Source organism: Butyrivibrio sp. (assembly GCF_017433805.1).
In the GTDB taxonomy this organism is placed as follows: Bacteria; Bacillota; Clostridia; order Lachnospirales; family Lachnospiraceae; genus Butyrivibrio.
Genome location: NZ_JAFRGN010000031.1, coordinates 58,277 through 76,071 on the forward strand (window position 1 = coordinate 58,277; position 17,795 = coordinate 76,071).

The following is a 17,795-nucleotide window of genomic DNA, read 5'->3' on the forward strand; positions in this document are numbered from 1 at the left end:
CCTTATTGGATAGCCTCTTTTTTGATGTTTTTAAGATTTTTTAGATTGATTATGTATTTAAGAAGTATGCTAAGAACTGTAGTTAACAAAATCTCTTCTACAAACAGAAGAAGAACCTGAGCGTTGCTGAAAGCAGAATTAAGTCCCTGCTTGGATAGATACAGTATAACTGCGTGATGAATAAGGAAATATTCATAGCTGTAGGATGCCAGAATATCAACCACCTTCATTACCTTAGGTGCTTTGGAGAAAACACCCTCAAGGCTTTCGAATATCAGATATACAGACAGGCACTGTATCGGAATCTGGAAATCTTCAGTTCCTGCCATTCTTGTAGGATACAAGAGGAAGAACAGGAAGATGGCGCCTGCTATAAAAGGCGTATATTTCTTTCTGTCTGAAATAGTCAGGGCCAGGTTCATTCCCAAGATAAAATCAAAGATTTTAAGTGCCATATTCATATATGGTGGTACTTCTATGAAGCCTGGAACATAGAAATAAAAAATACAAATAAATACAAAATAGATTATGGAAGTGGTCAATGTGATCAGTCTGTTTTTCAGTATACAGAATCTCATTATTGGGAAGAGAATGTATATCAGAATGAGACAGCCTAAAAACCACTCCCCAATTCCGAGAGAGCACGTAGGAATACCAAAGTTCTCTAGATAAGCGTCCATACCAAGCAGCGTAAATACAAAACTGTAGGGCTTTAGCACTTTATCTCCGAATGGGGCTTTGATAGACATATCACCAATACCCAGTAAAAAGATAAAGTAGCAGACATAAACAATATAAAAAGGAATGAGAATCTTGGTAAATCTCTTTACATAGAAGTCCTTGATATTAAAGTTGTCCTTGGTGGCAAGCATGAGGCCTGCTCCAGACAACATAAAGAAGAGACCAACGCCGATCTTGGCGATATGCATATTGGCATTTTCAAATAAAAAGCTAATACTTTCGTGCTGCCTGATTCCATATATATAAAGAGTTATCAACATGTGATAGAATACTATAGAGATCATTGATAAGACTCTTAGTATATTCATAAAGTTATATCTTTTTTTCATACATCACTCCAAGTGTTTTGACTTTGTCATATTATGATACATCAATACATGGGGCTAGTTCAATAAATAAGAGCAGTTAAGCACTTGAAAGAATAAATTGCACGCAATATAATATAATCTTAATACAATAATTATGGAGGAGATGCTATGCACGAATCAGGTGAAGATTACATCGAGACAATATACCTTTTGAAAAAGAAAAAGGGAACAGTCCGTTCAATAGATGTAGCTAATGAACTTGGCTTTTCAAGACCTAGTGTTTCAAGGGCTGTAGGTATTCTCAAGGAGAATGGTCTTATCACAGTTGAGCAGGATGGAGAGCTTACTCTTACAGAGGAAGGACTTAAGACTGCCAAGCATGTATATGAGAAGCACACTAACCTTACTAAGTTTCTCATGATGACAGCTGGAGTCAGCGCTGAGGTTGCAGAGAATGATGCATGCAGAATCGAGCACATCATCAGTCCTGAGACTTTCAGAGGAATTAAAAAGTATATGAAGGAACATAAGGAACAGTAAATATGTTACCAGAACAATTTTGCATTAGAATGCAGGGACTTCTTGGTGAAGATGAGTATGACAGCTTCATCAGGAGTTTTGGTGAGAATGACGAAAGATACCATGCCCTTAGAATAAACAGGCTCAAAGCCGGGGATGCTGTAGATGCTGAACTTGCTGCAATAGGAATCAGCACAGAGCAGGTCCCATGGGAAGAAGATGGCTATTACTATGAAGGCGAAGCTACTCCCGGTAAGAGTCCATATCATGAGGCAGGGCTGTATTATATTCAGGAACCAAGTGCTATGGCGCCTGTCCACTTTCTTGATCCAAGGCCTGGCGACAGGATTCTTGATCTGTGTGCAGCTCCTGGTGGCAAGTCTACTCAGATTGCTACCAAGATGGCAGGAGAAGGACTTCTTATCACCAATGAGATAAACAGGGATAGAGCCAGGATTCTTTCGCTTAATGTTGAGAGACTTGGAATCAGAAATGCGCTTGTGCTTAATGAGACACCAGAGAGCCTTTCAGGCGTATTTGAAGGTTATTTTGATAAGATTCTGGTGGATGCACCATGTTCAGGTGAGGGCATGTTCAGGAAGAACGAGAACGCATCCTCTGAATGGAGTCCTGAAAATGTTGAACTATGCGGAGACAGGCAAAAAGGAATACTGGAGCATGCAGCTATGATGCTGCTTCCAGGGGGACGCCTTGTGTATTCCACCTGTACCTTTGCAGTCAGAGAAAATGAAGAGTCTATCTTCAGATTCCTTGCAACTCACCCTGATTTCCATGTTAAAAAGGTGGAATTGTTTGAGGGAATGGCAAATGGCAATCCTTCCTGGATATCTGATAAGTGCCTTGCAGAAGCAGGACTATCAGAGGAAGAGTCAAAGCGTATCCTTGCAGAAGTAGGCGATTCAATAAGGCTATGGCCTCACAAACTAAGAGGAGAGGGCCATTTCTTATGTGTGCTTGAAAGGGAAGGACAGCTCCTTGACAGGGAAAAAGATAATTATGTCCCTGGAGGTCGTAACCTCCCAGCCAAAAAAGAAATCCAAAAGCTCTTTGCAGAGTTTGCAAGTGAAGCGCTTGTGTTTGCTGATAAGGATAAGATGCTGCTTAAAAGTGGCATCAGTCTTGCTGGCACACTCTTTATGTTTGGAGAACAGCTCTATCTGTGTGATGACAGGATGCCTGGAATAAATGGCCTTAAGTGCATGAGGCCAGGACTTCACCTTGGCACTGTCAAAAAAGACAGATTCGAGCCATCACATGCACTAGCTCTTGCTATCAGAAGTGAGGATGCAGTGAACACTATTTCTTTTGCTGAGGACAGCGCTGATATCAGGCAGTTTCTCAATGGACAGACTCTTAGATGTGACAAGAGTGCAGCAAAGGGGTGGACTCTTATTACAGTAGGACAGTACAGCATCGGCTGGGCTAAGCAGGCTTCAGGCATGCTCAAGAATCACTATCCAAAGGGACTTAGAATTAATTACTGATTATTTAGATGTAGATCTATTTTCTTTATGAGGGAGATTATAGATTCAGGGGTTTAGTAAATTGCGTAAGTTATTAGTATATCTTAAGGACTACAGAAAAGAAACAATATTAGGACCACTTTTTAAGCTGCTTGAGGCATCCTTTGAGCTCATGGTGCCTCTTGTAATCGCAGCAATGATCGATAAGGGAATTGCTAATGGGGATAAAGGGTTTGTTATCAGAATGTGCCTTATCCTCATTTTACTTTGCTTTGTGGGCTTTATCAGTGCAGTAACTGCACAGTATTTTGCAGCCAAGGCCGCTGCAGGTTTTGCCAAGAAGACCAAGAAAGCTCTGTTTGATAATATTCAGAAGCTCTCTTATTCTGATATGGACAGAGTAGGAACTGCTGCCATGATCACCAGAATGACCAGTGACATGAACCAGGTACAGCAGGGCGTTAACATGACTATAAGGCTGCTGCTTCGTTCGCCATTCGTTGTATTTGGCGCACTTATTATGGCGTTTACGATCGATGTAAGGCAGGCAGCTATCTTTGCTGTGACTATTGTCCTTTTGTTCATAGTTGTGGCATCTATTACAGCCTGGAGTATCCCCAGATATGAGAAGATTCAGAGTAGTCTCGATGTGCTTCTTAGATTCACAAGAGAGAATCATACAGGTGTAAGGGTTATCAGAGCCTTCGGACTAGAATCAGAGGAAAAAGACAAATTTAATAAGCATAGTAATATTCTCATGGGTATGCAGAAATTCGTTGGTGGCATAACAGCCCTTATGAATCCTGTTACTTATGCTATTCTCAACCTGTCTATTGCTTACCTTATTTACAAAGGAGCTTTCTATGTTAATTCAGGAGAGCTTACACAGGGTCAGGTTGTAGCTCTTTATAACTATATGTCACAGATTCTTGTTGAGCTTATTAAGCTTGCCAACCTTGTAGTTACTATTACCAAGGCTGTTGCCTGCGGTAACAGAGTTCAGGAGCTTATGGAGCTCAAGTCATCCATGCAGGATGGAACTATTACAACCTTTGAAACTACTGAAAACCACGTTGTATTTGATAACGTCTGCATGCGCTATGAGGGCGACAGTGCAGATTCACTTGAGAATATTTCTTTTACCGCTAAAAGAGGTGAGAAGATCGGTGTCATTGGTGGAACCGGTAGTGGTAAGTCTTCTCTTATAAATCTTATCCCAAGATTCTATGACACAAGAGAAGGAAGTGTTACAGTCGATGGCAGGGATGTCAGAGAATATAACATGGAAGTTCTCAGGGAGAGAATTGGTATAGTTCCTCAGAAGGCAGTTCTTTTCCATGGAACAATCAGAGATAACATGAAGTGGGGTAAGGCTGACGCCACAGATGAAGATATTTATCAGGCACTTACAATTGCCCAGGCCAAAGAGGTTGTAGATGGCAAGGAAGGCGGACTTGACTTTATGGTTGCCCAGGGAGGAAGAAACTTCTCAGGCGGCCAGAAGCAGAGACTTACAATAGCAAGGGCACTTGTCAGAAAGCCAGAAATCCTTATTCTGGATGATAGCGCTTCTGCTCTTGATTACCTCACAGACAAGAATCTCAGGGCGGCTATTGCTGGTATGGATAATCCTCCGACCACATTTATAGTATCTCAGAGAACTTCAGCAGTTATGGGCTGTGACAAAATAATTGTTCTTGATAACGGAGTAGTGGCCGGAATTGGAAGTCACGAAGAGCTCCTTGATAGCTGTGAACTCTACAAAGAAATCTATGATTCACAGTTTAAGAAGGAGGCGTGACATGAAAAAAGGTACACTTAAAAAAGTCCTGAGATATGCGGGCAAATATCGTTTCCTTATTTTTGTTTCCATGACACTTGCCATTGTGACAGCTCTTTTGTCACTGTATGTGCCTATTCTGGCAGGACGTGCAATTGACCATGTTGTAGGACAGGGAAATGTAGATTTTGAAACAGTAATTAAGATACTGACAAATATGGCAGTAAGTGTTGCGCTTATTTCTATATGTCAGTGGATAATGAATAAAGCTAATAACAGGATTACTTTTTCTGTAGTTAGAGACGTTAGAACAGAAGCTTTTGAGAAGCTTCAGAAACTTCCATTCGAGTATCTTGATGCCAAGCAGACAGGAGATATAGTTTCAAGGATTATCTCAGATGTTGATCTGTTTTCTGATGGATTACTTATGGGCTTTACTCAGCTCTTTACAGGAGTTGTGACTATCGTTGGAACTTTGGTGTTCATGTTCTATCTGAACTTCAAGATAGCAATCGTAGTTGTTGTGCTGACTCCGCTTTCTCTTTTTGTAGCTAAGTTTGTCGCAGACAGATCCTTTAAGCTTTTCAAGGTTCAGAGTGAAGCACGTGGAGATCAGACTTCCTTTATAGACGAGATGGTTGGAAATCTTTCAGTTGTTAAGGCTTTTGCTCATGAAGATGAGAATATGGAAGTGTTTGATGGAATCAATGACAGGCTTGAAACAGCCAGCATTAAAGCCACATTTATTTCTTCACTTACCAATCCTGGAACCAGATTTATCAACAATATAGTTTATGCCGCGGTTGCTCTGTTTGGAGCTTTTGCCTGCATCGCAGGTGGAATGACTATAGGAGGACTTACAATCTTCCTTAGTTATGCTAACCAGTACACTAAGCCCTTCAATGAGATCTCAGGCGTAATTACTGAGCTTCAGAATGCTCTTGCCTGCGCACAGAGAGTATTCAGCCTTATAGAAGAAAAACCTGAGACAGCAGATAAAGAGTCTGCGCCACAGGACATTAAGCTTAGCGGAGATGTTCTCTTAGAGAACGTTGATTTCTCCTATGACAAGGATAAAAAGCTTATCGAAGACCTTAACCTTGATATCAAGAAGGGCCAGAGAGTAGCAATCGTAGGACCAACTGGTAGTGGTAAGACAACACTTATTAATCTTCTCATGAGATTCTATGATGTAGATAAGGGCAGCATCAAGGTTGATCTCAATGATATCAGAGATATTAGAAGAGGCGACCTTAGAGAGAACTTTGGAATGGTGCTGCAGGAGACATGGCTTCGAAACGGCACCATCAGAGATAACATCACACTTGGAAGAGAGGGCTTTAGTGATGAGCAGATAATAGAGGCTGCCAAAGCTTCTCACGCTCACAGCTTTATAAAGAGACTTCCAAACGGCTATGATACAGTTATTTCCGAGAACGGAGGTAATTTGTCTCAGGGCCAGAAGCAGCTTCTGTGTATTACAAGAGTTATGCTGAGCATTCCTCCAATGTTGATTCTTGATGAAGCTACATCCTCAATTGATACCAGCACAGAGATCAGAATTCAGAAGGCCTTTAACAAGATGATGCAGGGTAGAACAAGCTTTATTGTAGCCCACAGATTATCAACAATTCGTGAGGCAGATGTGATACTTGTTATGAAGGATGGACATATCCTTGAGCAGGGTAATCACGAACAGCTTCTTGCTAAACAGGGCTTCTACTATCAGCTTTATAACAGTCAGTTTGCATAGGTTGGAAATATTTTTAAAAATGTGGCATAATTGCATCTTAATGCGTTAATATGATATAAGGATGTAGAAGTGAGTAGAGTATTAGGAGATTTCATGGAAAATAAAGATAGACCAATAATAGTAATGGGACACAAGAATCCCGATACAGATTCAATCTGTGCAGCTATTACCTATGCTAATTTGAAAAGACAGATAACAGGCGGCAATTACATTGCCTGCAGAGCCGGACACCTCAATGAGGAGACCCAGTTTGTACTGTCTCACTTTGGTGTTGAAACACCTGCTTATGTTAAGGATGTCAGAACACAGGTAAGAGACATGGAGATAAGGATGCTGGATGGAATAGACAGAAACCTTTCTCTTAAGAATGCCTGGTCCAAGATGCGTGATGCAGGAGTAGTAACTCTCTGTGTTACAGAGGGCGCTGATCTTAATGGTATTGTTACTACCAACGATATCGTTGAGACTTACATGGATGTAATCGATCCTAAGATTCTTTCAGAGGCTAAGACCTGCTATAGAAATATTGTTGAAACTCTTGGTGGAGAGTTAATAGAAGGAGATATAGATGACGTTCTTGAAAAGGGTAAAGTTGTTATAGCTGCAGCTAACCCTGATATGATGGAGAACGTTATTGAGGAAGGCGACGTTGTTATCCTTGGTAACAGATATGATATGCAGCTTTGCGCAATCGAGATGAATGCAGGCTGTATCATTGTCTGCGAAGGTGCTGATGTAGCCAGAACTATCAGAATTCAGGCTCAGGAGCATGGAACCAAGATAATCACTACTCCTCATGATACTTTCATTGTGGCAAGACTTATCAATCAGAGTATGCCAATCGAGCATGTCATGAAAAAAGATGGCCTTGTATGCTTCCATATGGATGACTATATCGAAGATATTCAGGAAATCATGGCACAGATGAGACATAGATATTTCCCAGTCCTTGATAAGGATGATCACTATGTTGGTATGATCAGCCGAAGAAACTTCCTCGGTGCTCGTAAGAAACAGCTCATCCTGGTGGATCATAACGAGAAGAATCAGGCAGTTAACGGGGCTGACAGCGCAGAGATACTTGAGATCATCGATCACCACAGACTTCGTACTATTGAGACTGCCGGTCCTGTATTTTTCAGAAACCAGCCTCTTGGCTCTACATGTACTATCATCTACCTTATGTACAAGGAGTTCGGAGTTGAGATTGACAAGACTATAGCTGGACTTCTACTTGCAGCTATTTTGTCTGATACACTGATGTTCAAGTCTCCAACCTGCACCAATATCGATAAAAAAGCAGGTGAAGATCTTGCGAAAATAGCAGGAGTCGAATATGAGTCTTTTGCTAAAGAGATGTTCCATGCTGGATCAAACCTTAGTGATAAGAGTGCTAAAGAAATTCTTCATCAGGATTTCAAGAAGTTCACAGTTGATGATATGACAATAGGAATTGGACAGATCAATTCTATGAGCGCAGAAGAGCTTGCAGAGATCAAAGAGAAGATTCAGCCTGAACTTAAAAAGGTTACAGCTGATGATGGCCTTGATATGCTGTTCTTCATGCTTACTAATATTATCGATGAATCTTCAGAAGTCGTATTTGCTGGTAATAAGGCGCAGCATACACTTGGCTCTGCATTTGGAGTTAATGTAGAGGGCGATAGTGCAGTTCTTCCAGGTGTCGTATCTCGTAAGAAGCAGCTGCTTCCTTCCATAGTTGAGACAATTCAGCAGTAATATGTATTTAAATGCAATGATATGCATGATTAATCTGATTTGATACGAAGTATCAATGACGGGTTTTTCATGCATATCGTGTATAAAAATATAATAATGGGGGCGTGTGTATATGGACGAACTGAGAATGCGTTTGCTACACGAAATTATGGGGATTTATGGTCCTAATCAGGGCCAGAGCATAGGAGCTGTGATCATTCCGGCTTTTGTGTCTGATTTCAAAAGTGTTGTTGAGAAGAGTGACAGCATGGATGAAGTTACAGAGGAGTACATGACAGAGGATAAAAGAGTTCATCTTGTCTTGTATGGTAGAAAAGTTCTTGGGAAAAAGGGCGTAAAAACCTACGTTACAGATGCTAAGTTTAATGGCAAGAGGTTATTCGACTCGTTTGACGAACAACATATCGCCATCTGAACAATTAAAGACGTAATTATAAACAGGCTAAAGCATTTAAGCAGTGCTTTAGTCTGCTTTTTATTGTGAAAAGGCTAAATTTAGCCATAAAAAGGACTCCAGGTTATAAAATAGTTATAAAAAATTAATGTAATTTTATAATTTGTTTACATATAATAACGTAGAATTAATTGTATAGAAATATTTTGTGTACTTCTAATATGCTAATCTGCATGAGGGGAAATATTAGTATGAAAGATTGGAAGACCTGGAAAATAGTACTGTTTGTAGTTCTATGCTTTTGTATAAATATAGGTGGTAAATTCTTTACAACATGGCTTGAGCTGCCTATATGGGGGGATTCTTATGGAACTGCGCTCTGTGCGTATGTTCTCGGACCAATACCTGGGGCAATAGTCGGCCTTACAGGTAATCTGGCGTATTCGCTTATAAATCCTTTATCTGCAGCCTATTCAATCACCAGCATAGCTCTTGGCATTATCATTGGAAGAGCAGCAAGAAAGGGCTGGTTTGATCAGTTCTATGGATTTATGAAAGCGGCTACTTTTGCTGTTCTTACGGCGCTGATAGTGTCTGTGCCGGTAAACATCATATTTGACAATGGATATACAGGAAATAAATGGGGAGATGGCGTTATTAACTACTTTTTAGGAAGGGAATGGCCCATCTTTGTTTGTAGTGTCTTAGGACAGCTTCTTCTTGAATTTGTAGATAAGGTTCTTACAATAGCTGCTGTCTATATTGCTATCGTAATCCGAAGAGCTTACAAGACTCAGAAAGATGAAGAACAGCCTGAGGGAAAGGGTGGTATTGCTGGAGCAATTATTATTCTGTGTCTTTTGACAGGTCTTTTAACTCCGGTTAATTCACTTGCTAAAGAGGAATTACCTCAGGATACAGCTGATTTTAACGACTATGTACAGAGTATCTATAGTAGTAACAATGGTCTTCCGTGTGGAGAAGCTAACGATATCGTCCAGACCAACGACGGCGTATTGTGGATAGGAACCTATGCTGGCCTTTATAGATATAATGGCCGTGAATTCAGATGGATAGATGACTACGAATCAGTTAAGAATGTTAACTGTCTGTATGTAGACGAAGAGGGCCGTTTATGGATCGGAACAAATGATAATGGCCTTTCTATCGTAATTAGAGAGGAAGTGGTAAATGTAATTGATGAAGCAAGCGGACTTCCTTCCAATTCAGTTCGAAGTATAGTTCGTGCAGCTGATGGCTTCTACTACGTTGGTACTACCAGCAGTCTTCAGATACTGCAGATGAATAATGGACTTAAAGCATACGATACTCTTGAAGAAGTGAGCTATGCAGACAGCATCGCAGCTGATGATGATGGACATGTGGCAGCCGTAACTTCGGATGGACGCCTTTTCCTTATGGAAGAAGGTAAGATTCTGGATTCAATTACGATGAATGATGAGCAGGAGGTCTTTAACTGCTGTACATTTTCTCCTAATGGTATTTTGATGGTTGGCACTTCAGTTAACCATATTTATAGTTACGAAGTAACACACCACGAGCTTAAGCTCATAAACGTCAAAACAAGTTCAAATGCACAGGGCATCAACGATGTATGCTTTGTTGATGATAAGACTATGTTTGTCTGCGCTGATAACGGAGTAACATATTTTGATGCAGGTGGTTACCATGAGCTTAATACAAATGAGTTTGACAACTCAATCGACAATATGCTCTATGACTATCAGGGAAACCTTTGGTTTACATCTTCAAGACTTGGTCTTATGAGACTTGCCAAGTCTCCATTTAAGGATGTATACGGTTCTCTTGGTATGGAGCGTAACGTTGTTAATGCGATTGTTTTCTGGCAAAACGAATATTATATAGGCACAGATAAGGGCCTTGATGTTGTAGACAGAGAATGTAACAAAGAGATAGAAAATGATCTTACAGCTGCGCTTGAGGGCAAAAGAATCAGGTGTATGTATGTAGATGATAATGATCATCTCTGGGTATGTACCTATGGAAGTGGACTTATAGAGTATGCTGCCAATGGAGCCTCCTGGGAATACAACAGTGAGAATGGAAGCTTTGGTAATCGTTCTCGTATCGTTACTGGTATTTCTGATGGAACAATCCTTGCAGCAGGAGACACAGGAATCAGCTTTATCAAGAATCACAAGGTTGTACAGACTGTTAAAAATGAGGACGGCCTTATAAACTCCATGATCCTGACTCTGACTGAGAGAAGCGATGGCAGTATTCTGGCAGGTACAGATGGTGATGGAATTGCAGTTCTCAAGGATGGCAAGGTTGTAGATATGCTGACACGTGAGGATGGTCTTAGCAGTGAAGTTATCCTTCGTACGGTAAAAGACCCTAAGTCAGAGGGAGTGTTTATTGTAACAAGTAACAGCCTGTGCTACATGGATCCTGATGGAACTATTCGTATACTGGATAAGTTCCCATACTTTAACAACTACGATATGTGGGTTAAGGATGAGGATACACTTTTTGTTATGTCCAGTGCCGGTATCTACGTAGTAGAGAGAGATGAGCTCGTTGAGGGCGGAGAGATTGCCTGGGAGCTTCTGGATGCCAGAAGAGGTCTTGGAACATCACTTACAGCTAATTCCTGGAACTATTACAATGGTAACGGCGAGCTATTCCTTCCTTGTGATACAGGAGTTTATATCATTGATGTAGAAAGATATAACAGCGACGTAAGGTCCTATAGAATGCAGCTTGCATCTGTTAAGCTGGATGGCATTCCACAGCCACTGGACAGAACCGGAACTATTACAGTTGGCCGCGGTATAAGCCGTATTGAACTTGGACCTGAAATCCTGAACTACACTATTCAGGAGCCTAATGTAGGCTATTTCCTTGACGACTATGATACACAGTGGACTATAGTTCCTCAGAACAGTCTTAATAATATTATTTACTTAAATGTCCCTTCAGGAGATTATACTTTCCATCTGGCAATCCTTGATAGTGCTGGAGAAAAAGTCTTAGAAGAGCGCACCTTTGAGCTTATTAAAGTTGGTGAATTCTATGAGCAGCCAGGCTTTATAACCTATATGATCGTTATCTTTTCACTGATTCTTATCTGGACAACCTGGCTTATCGTCCAGAGACAGCTTAATCAGCAGCAGATCAAGATCAATATGGCAAACGAAACAGTTATGGCTATTGCTAATTCAGTCGATGCCAAGGATATTCGTACAAGTCAGCATTCATCGAGAGTAGCTGAGTACTCGGTTCTTATTGCCCGCGAGATGAACTGCTTTAAGTGGTGGCAACGAGATAAGGCACTTTCTAATCTGCGCAAGGCTGCACAGATGCATGATATCGGCAAAATCGGTATTCCTGATAGCGTTCTCAATAAGGTTGGAAGACTTACAGATGAAGAGTATGCCAAGATGAAATCCCATGTCGTTGGTGGTGCTTTCATCCTCAAGGACTTTACACTTGTTGATCACGTAGTTGATGGAACCAGATACCATCATGAGAGATATGATGGTAAAGGCTATCCTGATGGTCTCAAGGGAGAGGAGATACCTCTTTTTGCAAGAATCATTGGCGTAGCGGATGCCTTTGATGCCATGACCTCCAATCGTGTATATCGTAATCACATGGATACAGATTACGTCATGAATGAGATGAGAAATGGCCGAGGAACACAGTTTGATCCTGATGCACTTGATGCGTTCCTGCGTCTGGTTGATAAGGGTGTCATAGATCTGGAAGCAATTTATGCGCAGAAGCAGGCTGAGGTTCAGGAGGTGAGCAAGGAAGCACAGGCGGAGCTTGATAGGAGAAACAAGGAAGATAAAGAGATCCAGGCTGCGCAGATGAAAGAGAAAGAAAGTAAACCTGCAACGGATGAAAGGAGCTAAGGTATGAAGCGAATATATATCGCAACAGTATTAACCTGTATTGTAGTACTGGCTGTTTTCTTCGGATGCTTTAAGATTGTTAATCCTTCCAGTGGTAAGAGCACACTTAAGATCGGATTCGTCTATGATAATGATGAGAGCACGCCATACACCTACAATTTCTCTTTGGCAAAGGATGCCTTGGAAAAAGAGTATGGAAGCCGTGTTGAAATCTTAAGCTGCAGCAATGTACTTGATGATGAGATGGAAGAGCCGCTTAGAGAGCTGGCAACAGAAGGTTGTGACATCATTTTCTTTAATGGCTACAGTGAGCAGGTTGTTAAACTTGCACCTGAATATCCGAATACACAGTTCTGTCAGACCTCCTACATGGATATGAGTAATCAGACGGTTCCTGAGAATTATCACACCTTTAAGGGTGAAGCTTATCAGGGACGTTATGTAAGTGGAATTGCAGCTGGAATGAAGATTAAGCAGATGATTTCTGAAGGCGTAATCCCGGAAAATAAAGCTATTGTTGGTTTTGTGGCTGCTTACCCTACTTCTGAAGTTATTTCAGGATATACAGCTTTTTTGCTGGGTGTTCGATCGGTAGTTCCGGATGCTGTTATGCGTGTCAGCTACACCAATACCTGGAGTAGCTATGCGCATGAAAAAAAGGCCGCTCAGAAGCTTATAAAGGATGGCTGCGTTATTATTTCTCAGCATACTGATACCATAGGCCCTGCAATTGCCTGTGAAGAAGCATCTGTTCGAAGACAAGTGTATTTTGTCGGCTATAATCAGAGTATGTCAGAGGTTGCACCGGCATCTTCCCTTGTTACTTCAAGAATATGCTGGGAACCATATATTCTATCTGCAGTGGATGCAGTAATGAGAAATAAGCCTATAGAAACAATTGTGGAAGGCAATATTCACGGAACAGATATATCTGCAGGATTTGAAAAGGGATGGGTTGAGATGATCGACCTTAACATGCAGGTTGCAGCTCCGGGAACCATGGAAGCTATGGAGGGAACGATAGATCAGTTCGTTCAGAACAATAATAGTTTTGTTTTCAGGGGGAATTATACAGGTGTTAACCCTGAAGATCCTTCAGATACATTGGATCTTAGCACAGGCTATGTAGAAAACGAGACTACATCTTATCCGCTATTTCACTATATTTTATCCGATGTTATCACGATAGTTGAAGAAAAACAGTGACTTTTTAGAATAAGAAACCTTCTGCCATAGTGTAGAAGGTTTCTTTTTGTTTAAACATTTTTTAGGTATGTTTTTAGGCTTGATTTAGGTTTGTGTCATAACATTATGTAAGCTAGAGAGGACTTGTACAGGAACAAGTCCGGATAAGACATTATAAGAAGGGAGAGCAAGGTGAAATATCGACATGAACTTAAGCATGACATCACTATTTCGGATATGATCACCATAAGGCAAAGGCTTCGGGCAGTTGCAGAGGCTGATAAACATGCTGTAGATGGCAGATATCTGATACGAAGTTTGTATTTTGATACGCCGGGTGATAAAGCTCTTATAGAAAAGCAAAGCGGTGTCAGCAGAAGAGCAAAGTTTAGGATCAGGTACTATAACGGTGATAAGTCTGTAATCCATCTTGAAAAGAAATGCAAAGTCGGGGGACTTGGTCTTAAGGTTTCAGAAGCTTTATCTGAATCAGAAGCCAAGATGATTGTGGACGACGATATAGGATGGATGAAGGACTCGGAAAAAGAGCTTATTAGGGAGCTATATTTCCATATGGTTTCAGAGCGTCTTGAACCTAAAGTGATCGTGGATTATACCAGAGAGCCGTTTATTTTTGGACCTGGTAATGTGCGAGTCACACTTGATTACAACATCAGGACAGGGCTGAATAATACAGATTTCCTTGATACAGAATGTATTACTATTCCTGCAGCGCAGGGAATACGCATCATGGAAGTTAAGTGGGATGAATATCTTCCTGGAATTATTAGAGATGTGGTACAGCTTCCGCACGCCAGAACCGGTTCTTTTTCCAAGTATGAAGCCTGCAGGCTTCCAATGATAGAACCAGGGTATTGCGGATATTACGATTGAGACAAAAATATTATTAGACTTAAGGAGAAAAAGAAATGACTTTTAAAGATATTTTCAAATCAAGCTTTTTGGAGAATGTTACAAGCATCAGTATTCTGGACATGGTTATTGCTATGGCTCTTGCCTTTGCAATTGGTATGTTTATATTCTTCATTTATAAAAAGACCTATCAGGGTGTTATGTACTCCTCAAGCTTTGGAGTAACTCTTGTAGCTCTTTCGATGATAACAACTCTTGTAATCCTTGCTGTTACCAGCAACGTAGTATTGTCACTTGGTATGGTAGGTGCTCTTTCAATCGTTCGTTTCAGAACAGCCATTAAAGAGCCACTTGATATAGCATTTTTGTTCTGGTCAATTGCTGTTGGTATCGTACTTGCAGCTGGAATGATCACTCTTGCAGTATTCGGAAGCATTATTATTGGTATTTTCCTTTTGGTTTTTGTGAACAAGAAGTCACATCTTATGCCTTATATCATTGTTCTTAATTGTGATGGACACGATGCTGAAGTTAAGGCATCTGACTATATTAAGACCAAGACACAGAGAATGGTAGTTAAGAGTAAGAGCGCACAGAAAGGCAATCTTGAGATCAACTACGAAGTACGTCTTAAGGAAGATAATACTGATTTTGTAAATGAGTTATCAGATCTTGAGGGTGTCAACAGCGCAGTACTTGTAAGTTATAACGGCGAGTATATGGGCTAAAAGATATAGTATATGGCCAAAATATAGCAACTAAAATGACATGAGGAGATAAGATGTCAACACACAAGAATATAGACAGAGTGTGTATCGTCATCACTATACTTGCACTGCTTGTTACAGCTCTTTTCATGAATGGCAGTAAACTGGGAATTGTGGCAGATGACTCGGTGACTCTGGGATATGAGGATAAGCTATTTGATGACAGCTATGTTCATTCCATTGATATCGAGATTGATGACTGGGATGCGTTTCTAGAGACTGCTACCAATGAGGAGTACACAGCAGTTAACGTAACTATCGATGGAGAGACTATTAAAAATGTTGGCTTAAGAGCTAAGGGCAATACATCTCTTTCAACGGTAGAGCAGCTAGGTAGTGAGAGATACAGCTTAAAGATTGAATTTGACAGCTATCAGCTTAATAACACATATTATGGACTGGATAAGCTATGTCTTAATAATCTTATCCAGGATTACACCATGATGAAGGATTATATTGCCTACAAGCTCATGAATGAGTTTGGCGTGGCATCCCCGCTTGTTAGTTACACTTATGTTACTGTAAACGGCGAAGACTGGGGATTGTTCCTGGCTGTAGAAGCAGTAGAGGAGTCCTTCCTTGAGAGAAACTATGGCAAGAATTACGGAGATCTGTATAAGCCGGATACCATGAGTATGGGCGGCGGCCGTGGTAACGGCGGCGACTTCGATATGCGTGACATGGACTTCGACAAAATGGGCATGAAGAATCCATTTGAGAATAATGACAATTCTGATGAAACTGCTTCTGGTGAGAATTCTTCTGGTGAATCGGGCTTCGGAAACTTCAAACCATCGGATGACTTCAAACCATCAGGTGATTTCAATTCAGAAGATTTTGCAGGTGGCTTCCCAGGAGGCCCCGATTCAGGAGACGACAAGGGAGAATTCCCTGGTGGTGGTTTCCCGGGTGGAGGTGGATTCGGAGGCTTTGGAAATGATGATGCCAAGATCAAATATACCGATGACGACGTGGACAGCTACTCTACGATATTCAACAGTGCCAAGACAGCAGCAAGCCCACAGGATCAGAAGAGACTTATTAAGGCTATCAAGGCTTTGAATGAGGGAATAGAAAACGGAGACGACGAGGAAATTGCAGAAGCAGTTGATGTTGATGCACTTATGAGATATATGGTAGTTCATAACTTCGTAGTTAACGGCGACAGTTATACTGGCAGTATGATCCATAACTATTACCTCTATGAGGAAGATGGCAAGATGACCATGATCCCTTGGGATTACAACCTGGCTTATGGAACATTCCAGGCAGATGATGCAGATAGTGCTGTCAACGATCCGATAGATAATCCTCTGAACATAACAGATGGAGATACAGACAGGCCAATGTTTGACTGGATAATCTCAAGTGATGCGTATACAGAGCAGTACCACGAGTATTTCCAGGAGTTCATTGATCAGTTCTATACCAGTGGATATCTTGAGAATCTCATCAGTACGACTTATGAGATGATTCATGATTACGTAGAAAAAGATCCAACCAAGTTCTGTGAAACTTCAGAATTTGAGAAGGCCGTTGAGACAATGAAGACATTCGTTGAGCTCAGATGCCAGAGTATTGTTGGTCAGCTTGACGGCAGCATTGGTTCAACTGACGCAGAGCAGAGTGAGAACTCTGATGCACTTATAGATGCATCAAGTATCAAATTGTCAGACCTTGGCTCCATGGGCGGTGGTATGGGCGGTCCGGGAGAAGATAAATCTGGCAATAGAAAAGAACACAGAGACCGTGGAGGTCACTGATTACAAATTGTCCTCACCCCATTTTTTTAACTGTAAAAGAATGGGGATGAGGCTTTTTGCTTTATTGGTCAAATTGTACTCAACCCTGACAGGTATCTCGTTATATTGTTTTCTCTCTACAAGGCCATCAGCCTCTAGTTCTTTTAATGAATTAGCCAGCATTGTATTAGTGATGCCGTGAATGGCACGGCTAAGTTCACCATAGCGCACAACTTCCTTGTTATCGATGACACACAGGATCATGATCTTCCATTTGCCACCGACAATGTCCAAAACTTTCTTTAGACCACAGCCTTTTCCAGCAATTTCTTCACATAATGGTTCTTTTTTCGCTATTTTACTCATAGTATCATTTTCCTTACCAGGTTCATATAATCTGCGTACTTGATATACTTTTTATACCAACTATAATATGGGTATCAGCTGAGAAAATCAAGTGAGAATGTAATAGGAGCATTCCTGTAATTCAGAAATAACGCCAATTGAATAAAAAGAAACCTCAAAGTAAGATAAAGGTGTTCATCTTGGCGGATGAAAAAACATCTTATGCTAACCGGAGGTTTCTCAAAATGAATTTAACACAGAA

Annotated in this window: 13 protein-coding genes; 11 read left to right on the forward strand and 2 right to left on the reverse strand. The window is 40.9% G+C overall.

Annotation, left to right across the window (positions count from 1 at the left end; translation table 11 throughout):
- Positions 1 to 2: 2 nt before the first annotated feature.
- Positions 3 to 1,070, reverse strand: a complete 1,068-nt coding sequence (locus IJI01_RS08070; RefSeq protein WP_292188456.1) for an acyltransferase family protein — start codon at positions 1,068 to 1,070, stop codon at positions 3 to 5.
- A 147-nt stretch (positions 1,071 to 1,217) separates the two neighbouring features.
- On the opposite strand from IJI01_RS08070, the gene IJI01_RS08075 reads away from it, so the two are divergent.
- The 11 genes from IJI01_RS08075 to IJI01_RS08125 all read left to right on the forward strand — a co-directional run bounded on the left by IJI01_RS08075 (position 1,218) and on the right by IJI01_RS08125 (position 17,209).
- The gene (locus IJI01_RS08075) at positions 1,218 to 1,589 is read left to right on the forward strand and encodes a metal-dependent transcriptional regulator (protein WP_292188459.1); all 372 of its coding nucleotides are present in this window, start codon (positions 1,218 to 1,220) and stop codon (positions 1,587 to 1,589) included.
- 2 nt (positions 1,590 to 1,591) lie between these two features.
- Positions 1,592 to 3,073 carry an RsmF rRNA methyltransferase first C-terminal domain-containing protein gene (locus IJI01_RS08080; protein WP_292188461.1) on the forward strand — a complete coding sequence of 494 codons (1,482 nt, stop codon included), beginning with the start codon at positions 1,592 to 1,594 and terminating at the stop codon, positions 3,071 to 3,073.
- Positions 3,074 to 3,134: 61 nt separating this feature from the next.
- The gene (locus tag IJI01_RS08085; protein ID WP_292188464.1) at positions 3,135 to 4,853 is read left to right on the forward strand and encodes an ABC transporter ATP-binding protein; all 1,719 of its coding nucleotides are present in this window, start codon (positions 3,135 to 3,137) and stop codon (positions 4,851 to 4,853) included.
- A gap of 1 nt (position 4,854) precedes the next feature.
- Positions 4,855 to 6,585, forward strand: a complete 1,731-nt coding sequence (locus IJI01_RS08090; RefSeq protein WP_292188467.1) for an ABC transporter ATP-binding protein — start codon at positions 4,855 to 4,857, stop codon at positions 6,583 to 6,585.
- Between the two features lie 93 nt (positions 6,586 to 6,678).
- Positions 6,679 to 8,325, forward strand: a complete 1,647-nt coding sequence (locus IJI01_RS08095) for a putative manganese-dependent inorganic diphosphatase (RefSeq protein ID WP_292188470.1) — start codon at positions 6,679 to 6,681, stop codon at positions 8,323 to 8,325.
- A gap of 112 nt (positions 8,326 to 8,437) precedes the next feature.
- Positions 8,438 to 8,740, forward strand: a complete 303-nt coding sequence (locus IJI01_RS08100; RefSeq protein WP_292188473.1) for a hypothetical protein — start codon at positions 8,438 to 8,440, stop codon at positions 8,738 to 8,740.
- Between the two features lie 230 nt (positions 8,741 to 8,970).
- Positions 8,971 to 12,621 carry an HD domain-containing phosphohydrolase gene (locus IJI01_RS08105; RefSeq protein WP_292188475.1) on the forward strand — a complete coding sequence of 1,217 codons (3,651 nt, stop codon included), beginning with the start codon at positions 8,971 to 8,973 and terminating at the stop codon, positions 12,619 to 12,621.
- Between the two features lie 3 nt (positions 12,622 to 12,624).
- The gene (locus IJI01_RS08110) at positions 12,625 to 13,827 is read left to right on the forward strand and encodes a BMP family ABC transporter substrate-binding protein (protein ID WP_292188477.1); all 1,203 of its coding nucleotides are present in this window, start codon (positions 12,625 to 12,627) and stop codon (positions 13,825 to 13,827) included.
- Positions 13,828 to 13,998: 171 nt separating this feature from the next.
- Complete coding sequence (locus tag IJI01_RS08115) at positions 13,999 to 14,700, forward strand: polyphosphate polymerase domain-containing protein (protein ID WP_292188479.1); 702 nt, start codon at positions 13,999 to 14,001, stop codon at positions 14,698 to 14,700.
- A 35-nt stretch (positions 14,701 to 14,735) separates the two neighbouring features.
- Positions 14,736 to 15,407, forward strand: coding sequence for a DUF4956 domain-containing protein (locus tag IJI01_RS08120; protein WP_292188482.1), 672 nt, complete (start codon positions 14,736 to 14,738; stop codon positions 15,405 to 15,407).
- 53 nt (positions 15,408 to 15,460) lie between these two features.
- Positions 15,461 to 17,209 carry a CotH kinase family protein gene (locus IJI01_RS08125; protein ID WP_292188485.1) on the forward strand — a complete coding sequence of 583 codons (1,749 nt, stop codon included), beginning with the start codon at positions 15,461 to 15,463 and terminating at the stop codon, positions 17,207 to 17,209.
- On the opposite strand, the gene IJI01_RS08130 is transcribed toward IJI01_RS08125, so the two are convergent.
- Entirely contained in the window at positions 17,210 to 17,554 is a 345-nt protein-coding gene (locus tag IJI01_RS08130) for a winged helix-turn-helix transcriptional regulator (protein WP_292188488.1), read from the reverse strand.
- Positions 17,555 to 17,795 lie beyond the last annotated feature (241 nt).